The organism is Bradyrhizobium sp. sBnM-33 (genome assembly GCF_032917945.1).
Lineage (GTDB): Bacteria > Pseudomonadota > Alphaproteobacteria > Rhizobiales > Xanthobacteraceae > Bradyrhizobium.
In genome coordinates, this window is record NZ_CP136624.1 from 8,062,179 (window position 1) to 8,073,942 (window position 11,764).

Annotated in this window: 12 protein-coding genes and 1 pseudogene; 7 read left to right on the forward strand and 6 right to left on the reverse strand. The window is 62.9% G+C overall.

All coding sequences use genetic code 11. The features are described from left to right. Positions 1-111 precede the first annotated feature (111 nt). The 4 genes and pseudogenes from hisS to RX328_RS37840 form a co-directional block, all read right to left on the reverse strand. Positions 112-1,462 (reverse strand): annotated as a pseudogene (gene hisS, locus RX328_RS37825) (histidine--tRNA ligase); the annotation flags it as partial. Positions 1,463-1,522: 60 nt separating this feature from the next. Continuing rightward, complete coding sequence (locus RX328_RS37830; RefSeq protein ID WP_213248116.1) at positions 1,523-2,041, reverse strand: YegJ family protein; 519 nt, start codon at positions 2,039-2,041, stop codon at positions 1,523-1,525. 370 nt (positions 2,042-2,411) lie between these two features. After that, positions 2,412-3,305 carry a branched-chain amino acid aminotransferase gene (locus RX328_RS37835; RefSeq protein WP_213248114.1) on the reverse strand — a complete coding sequence of 298 codons (894 nt, stop codon included), beginning with the start codon at positions 3,303-3,305 and terminating at the stop codon, positions 2,412-2,414. 126 nt (positions 3,306-3,431) lie between these two features. After that, positions 3,432-4,508 (reverse strand): branched-chain amino acid aminotransferase, encoded by a 1,077-nt coding sequence (locus RX328_RS37840; RefSeq protein ID WP_213248112.1) that lies wholly within the window; start codon positions 4,506-4,508, stop codon positions 3,432-3,434. A 424-nt stretch (positions 4,509-4,932) separates the two neighbouring features. Here RX328_RS37840 and RX328_RS37845 point away from each other — a divergent pair, with 424 nt between their 5' ends. Genes RX328_RS37845 through RX328_RS37855 form a run of 3 tightly spaced genes read left to right on the forward strand, consistent with a single transcriptional unit; the run spans position 4,933 to position 7,531 of the window. Next, complete coding sequence (locus tag RX328_RS37845; protein ID WP_247511772.1) at positions 4,933-5,400, forward strand: MarR family winged helix-turn-helix transcriptional regulator; 468 nt, start codon at positions 4,933-4,935, stop codon at positions 5,398-5,400. Beyond that, positions 5,397-6,137 (forward strand): response regulator transcription factor, encoded by a 741-nt coding sequence (locus RX328_RS37850; protein ID WP_312017956.1) that lies wholly within the window; start codon positions 5,397-5,399, stop codon positions 6,135-6,137. Before RX328_RS37845 ends, RX328_RS37850 begins: the two co-directional genes overlap by 4 nt. 8 nt (positions 6,138-6,145) lie before the next feature. Next, positions 6,146-7,531 (forward strand): ATP-binding protein, encoded by a 1,386-nt coding sequence (locus RX328_RS37855; protein WP_213248107.1) that lies wholly within the window; start codon positions 6,146-6,148, stop codon positions 7,529-7,531. 155 nt (positions 7,532-7,686) lie between these two features. On the opposite strand, the gene RX328_RS37860 is transcribed toward RX328_RS37855, so the two are convergent. Continuing rightward, positions 7,687-8,223, reverse strand: a complete 537-nt coding sequence (locus RX328_RS37860; protein ID WP_213248105.1) for a DUF3617 domain-containing protein — start codon at positions 8,221-8,223, stop codon at positions 7,687-7,689. Between the two features lie 105 nt (positions 8,224-8,328). Continuing rightward, a complete protein-coding gene (locus RX328_RS37865; RefSeq protein ID WP_213248103.1) occupies positions 8,329-8,634 on the reverse strand; it encodes a hypothetical protein in 306 nt (101 codons plus the stop codon). 165 nt (positions 8,635-8,799) lie between these two features. On the opposite strand from RX328_RS37865, the gene RX328_RS37870 reads away from it, so the two are divergent. The 4 genes from RX328_RS37870 to RX328_RS37885 all read left to right on the forward strand — a co-directional run bounded on the left by RX328_RS37870 (position 8,800) and on the right by RX328_RS37885 (position 11,739). Next, positions 8,800-9,291: a hypothetical protein gene (locus RX328_RS37870; RefSeq protein ID WP_213248101.1), complete on the forward strand. Its 492-nt coding sequence runs from the start codon at positions 8,800-8,802 to the stop codon at positions 9,289-9,291. 120 nt (positions 9,292-9,411) lie between these two features. Beyond that, positions 9,412-10,092, forward strand: coding sequence for a ribonuclease T2 family protein (locus RX328_RS37875; RefSeq protein WP_213248099.1), 681 nt, complete (start codon positions 9,412-9,414; stop codon positions 10,090-10,092). A gap of 308 nt (positions 10,093-10,400) precedes the next feature. Then, positions 10,401-11,261 carry a 23S rRNA (adenine(2030)-N(6))-methyltransferase RlmJ gene (locus RX328_RS37880; protein WP_213248097.1) on the forward strand — a complete coding sequence of 287 codons (861 nt, stop codon included), beginning with the start codon at positions 10,401-10,403 and terminating at the stop codon, positions 11,259-11,261. A gap of 262 nt (positions 11,262-11,523) precedes the next feature. Then, positions 11,524-11,739 carry a cold-shock protein gene (locus RX328_RS37885; protein WP_028350729.1) on the forward strand — a complete coding sequence of 72 codons (216 nt, stop codon included), beginning with the start codon at positions 11,524-11,526 and terminating at the stop codon, positions 11,737-11,739. Positions 11,740-11,764: the final 25 nt, after the last annotated feature.

Sequence of the window (11,764 nt, forward strand, 5' to 3'; positions counted from 1 at the left end):
TCACGTCATGGCGCGACAGCACCTCGCGCACTTTTGCAACGATCTCGCTCTCAGCGCAGGAAAACTGCGCCGGGCGGGTCTCGCGCCATTCCTGATTGGAAGCGATGGCGGCGGCGGCCTTCGCGCCCTCGATCAGATCCTTGATCTGGATTTCGCTGCGCGCCTTCTCATCCGAACCCTGGATGATGACGCAGGGCGAGTTGCGACGGTCGGCATATTTGAGCTGGTTACCCATGTTTTTTGGGTTGCCGAGATAGAGCTCGGCGCGGATGTTCGCATTGCGAAGCTCGGCAACCATCTTCTGGTAGTCGGCGACACGATCGCGATCGAACACGGTGACCACAACCGGTCCGAACTCGGGCCTGGTGTCGAGCTTGCCCAGCATCGTCAGCGCCACCTGCAACCGCGACACGCCTATGGAGAAACCCGTCGCCGGCACCAGCTCGCCGCGGAAACGCGAGACGAGACCATCGTAGCGGCCACCGCCGCCAACCGAGCCGAAGCGCACTGGGCGACCTTTCTCGTCCTTGGTTTCGAGGGTGAGTTCGGCCTCGTAAACGGGACCGGTGTAATATTCGAGGCCGCGCACAACAGAAGGATCGATCACGATACGATCCGCCCCATAGCCCGACGCCGTCACCAATTTGCTGATCGCATCGAGCTCGTCGCGGCCTTCCTGTCCGATCTTGCTATCGCGCAGCCTCGCATCAATTTGTGCGCCTTGTTCGATCGCACCTACGACTAATGCGATGTCATCAGGCTTCAGCCCGGCGCCTTTGGTAAAGTCACCCGACTCGTCCTTGCGACCCTCGCCCAACAATTGCTGCACGCCGGAAATGCCGAGCCGATCAAGCTTGTCGATCGCGCGCATCACCGTCAGCCATTGTCCGTCATCGGCGATGCCAAGCGCGTCTCTCACACCATCAAGCACCTTGCGATTATTCACCTTCACCACATAGGAGCCGCGCGGAATGCCCAGCGCTTCCATCGTGTCCGCAGCCATCATGCACATCTCGGCGTCCGCCGCCGGCGAGGCGGAGCCGACGGTATCTGCATCGAACTGCATGAACTGGCGGAAGCGGCCGGGACCCGGCTTTTCGTTGCGATAGACGTAACCCGCACGGTAGCTGCGATAAGGCTTCGGCAACGCGTCGAAATTCTCCGCCACATAGCGCGCCAGCGGCGCCGTCAGATCATAGCGCAACGAAATCCACTGCTCGTCGTCGTCCTGGAACGAAAACACGCCCTCATTCGGCCGATCCTGGTCGGGCAGGAATTTGCCGAGCGCGTCGGTGAACTCCATTGCCGGCGTTTCCACCGGCTCAAAACCGTAGCGCTCGTAGACCTCGCGGATTTTCTCGACCATCTGGCGCGTGGCGGCAATCGCAGCCGGGCCACGATCTTCCAGCCCGCGCGGCAGCCGCGCCTTCAGTTTCTGGGATTTTTTGGGTTTTTCAGCCATGGCGGCTAGGTATCAGCCGAGGCGCGGCAGGGCAACCCGGGCCCAATGCATGAGCGTCCCTTAAGGGTTTTCCAGCCTCGCGCGAAGGGCATCGGCGTCGGCCTTCGGCAATGATTTCAAAAGCGGCCGGATGGTCTCGCCGCCGACGATCTTTCCGTTCCGCATGAACATCCAGTCCGAGATGTCGGCTTCCTTGAACTCGGCTACGTCCCCTGCCCGCCTGCCCGGCAAATCGCGCGGCACATTGCCGAACCTCCCCGAATAACGGCCGTCCGCGATCTTCTTCACATCGACCATCCAGATGTGCTCGCCATTATTTTTCGGATTCGGAAAGCGCACCTTGAGGGAGTGACCGGTCTCCGACGGTTTTGGCGCGTCGTAGGAGGCCCAGAACGTCGGTAGTGTGGCCCGTCCCTTTGCGATCGCGGCATTCATCTCCGCGTTGGCAGAGCTAAGATCGATCACCGGGGAGCGATCCTGGGCGCTGACGTTCGTTTTGGGGACACCAAGAAACGCGAAGATCGCCATGGCGGCGACCAGCACCAGGCTTTTGGAAAATTTTGAGTGGGTCGAGGTCATCGTCATCGCTTCACCAGGCCATCCGCAATCCGGGAAGTTGGTCGCGCTGAGTTGCCGAAGAGTTCACGGCTCCTGCAATTGCACACCGCGGAACGCAGTGGTTTGGTCTCTTCGTTCGAGTGCGCGGCTTACCCCTCTCCCCAGCCCTCCCCCCGCAAGGGGGGAGGGAGCCTTACCAGTGTGCTCACTTCACATTGCATCACGGCTACTGCTTAACACTGGTTAGGGACGCACCGGCGGAGGGGTTCCCTCCCCCTTGCGGGGTCCGAGACGAGCGAAGCTCGCTCGCGGGTTAGGGAGAGGGATGCCACTTGCTCCGCTGCCAGACTAATGCGCGATGACGCTTTTCAATTGCACGGGAGCCCCTACCTCACGCCGCCGCGGCGGCGGTGCCCTTCGGCTGCACTTCGGCGGCATAATCCGCCATCAACTGCTCGGAGATCTTGCCGGGGGTGAATTTCCACTGCGCGATCTCAGAGACCGGCGTCACTTCGGCGGCAGTGCCGGTGATGAAGCACTCGGTGAAGCCGTCGAGTTCCTCCGGCATGATGCGGCGCTCGATCACCTCAAGGCCGCGGCGACTGGCCAGGTCGATCGCGGTGGCGCGGGTGATGCCGGCGAGGAAGCAGTCGGCGATCGGCGTGTGGATCTTGCCGTCCTTGACGAAGAAGACGTTGGCGCCGGTGCATTCGGCCACCCGGCCCTGCCAGTCCAGCATCATGGCGTCCGCATAGCCGGCGCGCTCCGCCTTGTGCTTACTGATGGTGCAGATCATGTAGAGGCCGGACGCCTTCGCCATCGCCGGGATCGTCGCCGGATCTGGCCGCCGATATTCGGCCATGCACATCCGGATGCCCTTCAGCTTCTCGGCCGGATCGAAATAGCTCGGCCAATCCCAGGCGGCGATGGCGAGATGGATGGTGTTGGTCGGAGCTGACACACCCATCATCTCCGAACCGCGCCAGGCGATCGGGCGCAGATAGGCGTCGGGCAGATTGTTCTTGTCGATGACCAATTGCTTGGCAGCGTCGATTTCGGCCACCGAGTACGGAATCTCGAAGTCGAGAATATTGGCCGAGGCCTTCAGCCGCTCGGAATGCTCGGCGCTCTTGAAAGCCTTGCCGCCATAGGCGCGCTCGCCCTCGAACACGCAGCTCGCATAGTGCAGGCCATGGGTCAGGATGTGAACATTCGCATCAGCCCACGGCACCAGCCTGCCATCGTACCAGATGACGCCATCGATCTTGTCGAACGAAACTCCCATGGCCTCCTCCCGGATTGGCGCTGTTTCCATTAGCCAAGCGTCAGCCTCGCGCGACTCGACGAGACGCGTGCTACCGAGCGCTTAAAGTGATCTATCGCTTAAGCGGCGGAATAATTCCGCCGCCGGTCACAGGACCTTTCGGATCCAGTCGTGCGGGTCCGCTGCGCGACCGTACTGGATATCCACGAGCTTCTTGCGCAGCCCCATGGCCACAGGCCCGGCGACGCCGCCGCTGATCTGAAAATCGCCACTCGCCGAACACACCTTGCCGATCGGCGAGATGACGGCCGCGGTGCCGCAGGCGAACGCCTCTTTCAGCTTGCCGCTGGCGGCATCCGCGCGCCACTGCTCGATCGTGTAGAGTTCCTCGCGCACGGGCGTGCCGGAATCCTTCGCGAGCGCGATGATTGAATCGCGGGTGATGCCCGGGAGGATCGTGCCGAGCGGCGGTGTCAGCAGCGAGCCGTCGTCAAACACGAAGAAGACGTTCATGCCGCCGAGTTCCTCGATGTAGCGGCGCTCGATCGCGTCGAGAAAAACCACCTGATCGCAGCCGTGCTCGATGGCCTCGGCCTGCGCGCGCAGGCTCGCGGCGTAATTGCCGCCGCATTTGACGGCGCCGGTGCCGCCGATCGCGGCGCGCGTGTAGTTCTCCGACACCCAGATCGACACCGGCGCAGGTCCGCCCTTGAAATAGGAGCCGACCGGCGAGGCGATGACGGCGAAGATGTATTCCGCCGATGGCTTCACGCCGAGGAATATCTCGCTCGCGATCATGAAGGGCCGCAAATAGAGACTGCCCTCGCCGCCAGGTATCCAGGCGCTGTCGATGCGCACGAGCTGCTCGACCGCTTCGATGAAGATAACCTCGGGTAGCGGCGCCATGGCCATGCGCTCAGCCGAACTGTTAAAGCGCCTCGCGTTGGCGTCGGGGCGGAACAGGTTCACGCCGTTGTCGCGCTTGTAGGCCTTGAGGCCTTCGAAAATCTCCTGCGCGTAGTGCAGGACGGCCGTGGCCGGATCGAGGGGAAAATTCGCGCGGGATTCGACCCGCGCGTCATGCCAGCCGTTCGCCTGATTGTAGCGGACGATGGCCATGTGATCGGTGAAAATCCGACCGAAGCCCGGGTCCACGAGCTTGGCCGCGCGCTCCTTTTCAGGAGTTGGATTCGCCGCAGGCCGGATTTCGAATTTCAAACTCATTCCCTTGCTTCCCGCTATTGGACATCGGCGCCCATTGGCGCCGGCATGCTTCTTCGGGCCTGCCGGCTCAGTAGGCCTGGACTTCACAGGTCTGGACTTCACCATCACCGGCCTTGCGGCCGGCTTCCGTCGCCGTCATGTCGGTCGAGGACATGCTTTTGCGGGATGCCGAAGTCCAGTATGTTTGCCGAAATGCCGCTCGACAATCGCACGGTAATCCATTTGCGGCCGTTGCCGCCATCGCTGGCTTTTTCCGGCTGCCTGACACGTAACCAGGTTCGAAACGACCTAAAGTTTCGTTGTGGCTGCCAGTTTTGTAACATTGAACCCAAGATATGTCAACATGACTGACGTAAATTTCTCAAAGAGTACCACGGCTCCCGATTCGCAGGGGACCGCCAGCCCTGCCCCTCGGACCGGCGAGATGCGTTGGGACATTATCGAACTGCTGTTCTTCGCCTACCGCGACTTCGTCGGCGACGCCGACCAAGAGCTTGAGGCCTTCGGGTTCGGCCGCGCCCATCACCGCGTGATGCATTTCGTCTACCGCTACCCCGGCCTCAAGGTCGCCGACCTCCTGGACGTGTTGCGGATCACCAAGCAGTCGCTTGGCCGGGTGCTCAAGCAGCTGCTGGACGAGGGCTACATCATCCAGAAGACCGGCAATAACGACCGCCGGCAGCGCCTTCTTTACGCCACCCCGAAGGGCGAAGCGTTGGTGGCAAAGCTCGCAGGGCTGCAGACCGATCGCATCACCCGCGCGCTCCGGGACATCAATCCCGAAGGCGTCGCGGCGATCAGCGCGTTCCTGCGCGCGATGATCGATCGCGACGACCCCGACAAGGTGTTGGAGGCGATCTTCGGGATCGGCAGCAAGAAGCCAAGGGAGTGATCGTGCCGCAAGGAGCAACCATCGCTGCAGCCACCACGAGCGCGCCGCGGCAACTGGCTGATGACGCCCCGCATCTGCTCTTGGTCGACGACGACCGCCGTATCCGCGATCTGTTGTCGCGGTTTCTGACCGGCGAGGGTTATCGCGTCACGACCGCCTCGAGCGCGGGCGACGCGCGCGCCAAACTGCTCGGCCTGCATTTCGACCTCCTGATCCTCGACGTCATGATGCCCGGCGAAACCGGGTTCGACCTGGCGCGGTTCATTCGCACCTCCTCCTCGGTGCCGATCATCATGCTGACGGCGCGCCACGAGGCGGAGGCGCGGATCGAGGGCCTGCAGATCGGCGCCGACGATTATGTTGCGAAGCCGTTCGAGCCGCGCGAACTGATCTTGAGGATCGGCAATATCCTCAAGCGCTCCGCGCCACCGCCGGTGGAGGCGCTGGAGCAGATCGCGTTCGGCCCTTACGTTTTCCATCTCGATCGTGGCGAACTGCGCCAGGGCGAGGACATCATTCACCTGACCGACCGCGAACGCGAAATGCTGCGCATTCTGGCCGCCAGTCCCGGCGAAACGGTGCCGCGCGCGGCGCTGACCGGCGGCGGCACGGTGAACGAGCGCGCGGTCGACGTGCAGATCAACCGCCTGCGGCGCAAGATCGAGCGCGATCCCGCCAATCCGCTGTTCCTGCAGGCGGCGCGCGGCATCGGCTATCGCCTGGTTGCGTCGCCCTGAGCCAGTTCATGAGCACGCTCGACACCGGCCTGACGTTCATCCGTAACGCGTCGCAACGCGTCTCCAGGGCCAATGGCTGGATGGGCAACGCGTTCAAGAGCTGGATGCCGACCGGCCTCTACGCCCGCGCGCTCCTGATCATGATCGTTCCGATGGTGATCCTGCAAACGGTCGTGGCGTTCGTGTTCATGGAGCGGCACTGGAACACGGTGACGCGACGCCTGTCGGCAGCCGTTGTGCAGGACATCGCCAGTCTGATCGATGTCTACAAGGCTTTTCCGCAGGACAAGGATCGCGCGCAATTGCGCCACATCGGACAGCGGCTGCAACTGGTCGTCGATTTTCTTCCCGTCGGCGACATGCCGCAGCCCGGGCCAAAACCGTTCTTCTCGCTGCTCGACCAGACCCTGTCGTCGCAGATCGGCCGCCAGATCCGCCGCCCGTTCTGGATCGACACTGTCGGCAAGTCCAATCTGGTTGAAATCCGCATTCAGCTCGACGATGCCGTGATGCGGGTGTTCGCGCAGCGCAGCGCCGCCTATGCCTCCAATTCGGAGATTTTTATCTTCTGGATGCTCGGCACCTCCTCGATCCTGCTGATCGTCGCGGTGCTGTTCCTGCGCAACCAGATCAGGCCGATCCTGCGGCTGGCGGACGCCGCCGAAAGTTTCGGCAAGGGCCGCGAGGTGCCGAATTTCCGTCCGCGCGGCGCGCGGGAAGTGCGGCAAGCGGCACAGGCATTTCTGGAGATGAAGGCCCGCGTCGAACGCTCGATCGAGCAGCGCACCGCGATGCTGGCCGGCGTCAGCCACGACCTGCGCACCATCCTGACCCGCTTCAAGCTCGAACTTGCACTGATCGGCGACAGCCCCGAAGTCGACGGCATGCGCAAGGACGTCGACGAAATGGCCGGCATGCTGGAGGCCTATCTCTCCTTTGCGCGCGGCGACAGCGGCGAGATCGCGCAGCCGACCGACATGGCGATGGCGCTGGAGGAATTGCGCAGCGACGCCGAACGCCACGGCCATACCGCAACCGTGACGTTCCACGGCCTGCCGGTGGTGACGGTGAAGCCGGCCTCGTTCAAGCGCTGCATCGCCAACCTCGTCTCCAATGCGGCGCGGTACGCCAAGACGGTCGCCATCACCGGCCACCGCGATCATCGCTATCTGACGGTGACGGTCGACGACGACGGGCCGGGCATTCCGGTCAACATGCGCGAGGAAGTGTTCAAGCCGTTCCTGCGGCTCGACGATGCCCGTAACCAGGACGAGGGCGGCACGGGCCTTGGTCTCGCCATCGCCCGCGACATCGCCCGCTCGCACGGCGGCGACATCACGCTCGGCGACAGCCCGATGGGCGGCCTGCGCGCGGCGGTAAGGGTGCCGGTGTAGGTCGTCTCGAGACTTCGGGCCTCATCCTTCGAGACGCGCGTTCCGCGCTCCTCAGGACGAGGGTCTCTGCCCCTCATGGTGAGGAGCGCAGCGAAGCGGCGCGTCTCGAACCATGAGGCCACCGGGCCGCGCCCTCAGCTTGAAAGATTACTTCCCTACTTCTTCGGCATCATGGACTTCAGCTTTTCCATGTCCTTGATGTTCATTTTCATGCCGCCGGGCATTATGGTGTCACCGGGCTTCTGATCGCTCTTGCAGGCGCCAAGCCATTTGGCCTCGATCGTCGTGGTGTTGTCGCGCCCCCCACCGGCCGGGCCACCCTCGCTACGCGAGGTCGATTTCACGGTATAGGCGGAATTGAAGTCGCCGGTAATCTCGGCATGCGACTTGATCGTCATGCCGGCGATGCCGCAGACGGAATCGGTGACATACCCCGCCGCTGTCTTCTGGATATCCTGCTTCGAGCACATCTCTTTGGCCATCGGCGACATTGCAGTGCTCATGTCCTTGTCGGTGGTCGCGTCGGTGCATTGCTGCATCGTCATCTCAGGCACCGGCGCGCCTGTACTCAGCACCTTCATCTCCCACAGGCCGGCCTTGCGCACCGGCAACTCTACGGCGACGGCGCTGCTTGCCGACAACAGAGCAAGCACACTAACGGCCGAGCAAGACACAAGAAGCAGTCGTTTCATAGGTGGCCCCCCTGAATTCTTCCATGGCATTCGTCTTCGTGCGAAGTGAACACACGCTCCGCGTGGCGAAAACATGTCCAGCCGGAAAACAGGTAGCAGCAGCGCTCAGTAAAGCGTCCGCAGCGGCCGCTCAGCGGCGCCATAGGGCACCCAGCGGCAGGCAAACGAAACGTAGCCGCCGTAATTGGGCTGCACACCGAGGAATTTCACCACCTTGCCGTAACGGGCGCAGTGATCGACGGCGAGCTGGCGGGCGTCGGCCTGCCTAGCGAGCGGATAGGCGATGATGCCACCGGTGTCATTACCCTTTAACGGTGGCACGGTGTCGATATCCCACCACTGCGCCTGGGCCGGCGCGCTCGCCAGCAATCCGCTCATGGCAATCATGCACGTGGCCACAATTCTTCGCATCGCAGACTCCATTTCGCTCGAACCGCACCATAGTGTGCGCCGGCGGCCGTGAAAAGAATGGTTGCGGCACGAGGCGGACTTGGCTGTCAGGTGTTGCCGCGCTGCACTTGACCTTGTCAGGGCTTCGCGGCACCGTCCCATGCGTTGACTTACCGGCGGATTCCCATGCGCAATTTGTTCACATCCTTGAGAGCTCTCGGCCCCAGAGCACTTGGCCCCAGAGCACTTGGCCCTATGGCGGCGGCGCTCGCTCTGCTGGTCTCCAGCCATGCCGCCCAGGCCGCGAATCCCCTGGAATTGAATTTCTGGCTGTCAGGCCCGAAGTATGACGGCCGCGTCGCCGAGTGCGAGCGGGCGCTGTCGACTATCGCCTATCAATTCCGGGAGAAGGAGGGCAAGTTCTGGAATTCGGCGCTGGTGATCACCGGCTTTGGTCGGATCCATGAAACCGCATTTCGGCCCTGGCAGTCCGACAACATTCCGCGCCGCTACTGCAGCGGTGACGTGATGCTGAGCGACGGGAAGATGCGCACCGTGCACTACTCGATTATCGAGGATGGCGGCTTTGCGGGATTCGGCCAAGGCGTCGAATGGTGCGTGACCGGGCTTGACCGCAACTGGGCCTATAGCCCGGGCTGCCGAGCCGCGCGGCCCTGATTCCCTCATATCCGACGGTTAAACAGACCCGCTCGGCCAGTTTGCGGAATCAGCTAATTTTGTTCTTGAAATTTCCGGCTCCCTGCTAGGCTCCTGGTAGTCGAGTAGAGGGGGCGTTCGATGCACCGGTCCATCATCATTTCGCGGCTTTTGATTGCGCTGGCGCTTGTTGCCGCCTTGGCCGGGACGGCGTCCGCACAGGACCGCCGGCAGAACGCGCCGGGCGAATTCGATTTTTATGTCCTGGCTCTTTCCTGGTCGCCTTCCTTTTGCGAGGCGGCGGCTGAACGCGGGAATAGCGGGCGTTCACAGGCCCAGTGCAGCCGCCCCTATTCCTTCGTGGTTCACGGCCTGTGGCCGCAATATGAGCGCGGCTTTCCCGAATATTGCCAACGGCCCTCGCCGCGGCTCGATCGCAACATCATGACCTCGATGCTGGACCTGATGCCGGCGCCAGGCCTGATCTTCAACGAATGGGACAAGCACGGCACCTGTTCGGGCCTTGGCGCGCGAGCCTATTTCGAGAGCATCCGGAAAGCGCGCGCGGCGGTGAAGATCCCGGAGGAATTCCTGCAATTGTCGGAAGAGAAGACCATCGCCCCCAGCGATCTCGAACAGGCCTTCATCAAGATCAACCAGGGCTTGAGCAGTTCGGCGATGTCGGTGACTTGCTCCAGCCGGCGCCTGAGCGAGGTGCGGATCTGCCTGAGCAAGGACATGCAATTCCGCGCCTGCGAGGAAATCGACCGCCGCGCCTGCCGGCGTGACGAGGTGGTGATGCCGCCGGTGCGGGGCGGTTGAAGACCCGCTTACCTCCATGCCAGGCATGGCGGCCCGCTTTGCGCAGACTGCTCGAAGTTGTCTGCGTTCCCGGTCATCCACGGCTTATCGTCATCTGCAAGACGCGTGGATGGCCGGGACCTATCTGCACCAAGGCGTCTTGGCCATTTCGGCCCTGATCGTGAGCCGTTTGCGAGCAGGACCCATCCTCGCCAAGGCTTCGCCGGGTTTTCAGCCCTGGTCCTCCGAAGCGTTTCGCGAAAGACGACAAGGCCGGCCCTGACGAGTAGAAGACACTTTCGTCTGCTCCAATTGATCGGCCGACTGCCATGAACTACCGACACGCCTTTCACGCCGGCGGCTTTGCTGATGTCATCAAGCACATCGTGCTGGTGCGGATGCTGACCTATCTGCAGGAAAAGCAGGCCCCGTTTCGCGTCATCGACACCCATGCCGGCGCCGGGCGCTATGATCTTACGGCTGAGGAGGCGCGCCGGGGCGGCGAATGGCTGACCGGCATTGCGCGGGTGATGCAGGCACGGTTCTCGGAAACCGCGCTGCCGCTGGTGAGCCCCTATCTCGATATCGTCAGGGCATTCAACGCCCCCGGCAAGCTGGAGGCCTATCCCGGATCGCCCCTGATCGCCCGCGCGCTGCTGCGGCCGCAGGACCGCCTCACAGCCTGTGAAATCGAGCCCAATGCCCGCAGGCAACTGATCGACGCGCTGCGCCGCGACAGCCAGGCGCGAGTGGTCGATCTCGACGGCTGGATGGCGTTGCCGGCCTTCGTGCCGCCCAACGAGCGGCGCGGTCTGGTGCTGATCGATCCCGCGTTCGAGCAAAAGGACGAATTCGAGCGGCTGGCCAGCGGATTTGCCGAGGCCTACGCCAAATGGCCGACCGGCAGCTATCTGATCTGGTATCCGGTGAAGAGCCGGCGCGCTGCCGACACCCTGGCGCGCCTGGTCGCGGGGGCAGCCGCTGCCAGTAAGCCAGCTGGGAAATGCTTAAGGCTCGAATTCAGCGTTGCGCCGCAGGCGCCGGGCGGCCCCCTCACCTCCACCGGGCTTCTGATCGTCAATCCGCCGTGGACGCTGGCGGGCGAGTTGAAGGCAATTCTGCCCGAGCTCGAAAAACCGCTGGGCCAGGGCGGGGCCGGCCGCTTCAAACTGGAGACGCCCAAGCCCTAAGGGGCGGCGCAGGCCGGTGAAAAGTGCGAATCGCCATAGTCAGTTTACGCGAAACCGTATTATGCTCAGTCCGTTGGGACTGGCTTTACGTTCCGCTTCCGCGAATGGTTGCGGCGGAGTGATCAAGGCCGAATAAGATCCGGGTCGGTCGGCGGCGTGAACCCGATCGGCTCAGGTGGCCAAGCTTCCGGCAGCGAATGTCCGGTCGGCCGATACGCGAGGTGCGCGTGGCGGCGGAGCAATACGGGGGAGGAGTTTCCCGATGGCCATGACTGGAACAGTCAAGTTCTTCAATGGAGAACGCGGCTACGGCTTCATCAAGCCCGATGATGGCGGCCGCGATGTGTTCGTGCACATCACCGCTGTCGAGCGGGCCGGATTGAAGGATTTGACTGAAGGGCAGCGCATTACGTTCGAGGTTGAACCCGACAAGAAGGGCAAAGGCCCCAAGGCGGTCAACCTGGTGATTTCTTCGTGAGCTGACGCTCGCGTTTGAAAACGGA

Bases quoted from the DNA above. Each gene is read 5' to 3' on its own strand.
- RX328_RS37830 (WP_213248116.1), bottom strand. From the start codon at position 2,041: ATGACCTCGACCCACTCAAAATTTTCCAAAAGCCTGGTGCTGGTCGCC.
- RX328_RS37870 (WP_213248101.1), top strand. From the start codon at position 8,800: ATGCGCAATTTGTTCACATCCTTGAGAGCTCTCGGCCCCAGAGCACTT.
- RX328_RS37885 (WP_028350729.1), top strand. From the start codon at position 11,524: ATGGCCATGACTGGAACAGTCAAGTTCTTCAATGGAGAACGCGGCTAC.
- RX328_RS37860 (WP_213248105.1), bottom strand. From the start codon at position 8,223: ATGAAACGACTGCTTCTTGTGTCTTGCTCGGCCGTTAGTGTGCTTGCT.
- RX328_RS37855 (WP_213248107.1), top strand. From the start codon at position 6,146: ATGAGCACGCTCGACACCGGCCTGACGTTCATCCGTAACGCGTCGCAA.
- RX328_RS37865 (WP_213248103.1), bottom strand. From the start codon at position 8,634: ATGCGAAGAATTGTGGCCACGTGCATGATTGCCATGAGCGGATTGCTG.
- RX328_RS37880 (WP_213248097.1), top strand. From the start codon at position 10,401: ATGAACTACCGACACGCCTTTCACGCCGGCGGCTTTGCTGATGTCATC.
- RX328_RS37840 (WP_213248112.1), bottom strand. From the start codon at position 4,508: ATGAGTTTGAAATTCGAAATCCGGCCTGCGGCGAATCCAACTCCTGAA.
- RX328_RS37835 (WP_213248114.1), bottom strand. From the start codon at position 3,305: ATGGGAGTTTCGTTCGACAAGATCGATGGCGTCATCTGGTACGATGGC.
- RX328_RS37875 (WP_213248099.1), top strand. From the start codon at position 9,412: ATGCACCGGTCCATCATCATTTCGCGGCTTTTGATTGCGCTGGCGCTT.
- RX328_RS37845 (WP_247511772.1), top strand. From the start codon at position 4,933: ATGCGTTGGGACATTATCGAACTGCTGTTCTTCGCCTACCGCGACTTC.